The sequence below is a fragment of the Shigella sp. FJ200513 genome (assembly GCF_040495915.1).
Taxonomy (GTDB): domain Bacteria; phylum Pseudomonadota; class Gammaproteobacteria; order Enterobacterales; family Enterobacteriaceae; genus ECMA0423.
Map to the genome: position 1 here is coordinate 1 of NZ_JBDYCV010000253.1, position 860 is coordinate 860.

1 protein-coding gene and 1 pseudogene are annotated in these 860 nt (G+C 43.1%); both read right to left on the reverse strand.

Annotated features, from left to right (window positions below; all coding sequences use genetic code 11):
* Nucleotides 1-74: 74 nt before the first annotated feature.
* Nucleotides 75-521, reverse strand: a pseudogene (locus ABZJ92_RS22015) (metallophosphoesterase); the annotation flags it as partial.
* Between the two features lie 279 nt (nucleotides 522-800).
* A partial coding sequence (locus ABZJ92_RS22020; protein WP_071528444.1) for an IS1 family transposase occupies nucleotides 801-860 on the reverse strand: 60 nt, incomplete at its 5' end.

The following is an 860-nucleotide window of genomic DNA, read 5'->3' on the forward strand; positions in this document are numbered from 1 at the left end:
TTCTGCTCATTATTAGCTCCTTCTGATGCCATTCTATTTCAGGAAGGAGTGTCCGTTAAACTCAGGCTACCTCAAACATCATCTGGATAATCGGCATGAGCAATAACATGCTTGCCGGTGCGACTGTGTACTTCAAGAATAAAGGGCAAATGCTGACATTTTTCCAGCGCCGTTTTCGCTTGTTTCTGTTGATTATCTGCCAGCGCAATAAACCAGTCGCCGCCATTCATCAACCACAAAGACATCTGCTGGAATGCCAGCGCATCCATCGCCATCTGTTCATGATTGCCTCTTACCGCACGAACCCAATGTTGTTCCAGTAACTGCAGACAACGTAAACTTTGCGGCCCACGATCGATAACGTCTCCCACTGAGATAAGTAAATCTCGCCACGGATCAAAACGACAATGCCATAATTTGCGGCGCAACTGCTCAAGACAACCGTGTATATCGCCAGAAAGCCAGATATGTCGCCATTGATGACCCGCAATTCTCTGATAAACGGGCGCAGGCTGTTTCATCAATATTTTCCTCCCGCGCTAAAGATCACATAATCTTAACAAGAATGTTAAAAAACGCTGGACTCAGACAGTAGAGTGTGTGTTATGGTTGACTATAAAGTCAGCGAAGGAAATGCTTCTGGCTTTTAACAGATAAAAAGAGACCGAACATGATTCCTGTTTTCGTCAACAAACAATAAAACCCTTTAAAATTAATGCGTTGAATAAATTTACGTTCATCTTTTAATCCCTGACACGTACCATTGCATATTAATACATTCAACCGGTAATGACTCCAACTTACTGATAGTGTTTTATGTTCAGATAATGCCCGATGACCTTGTCATGCAGCTCCACCGA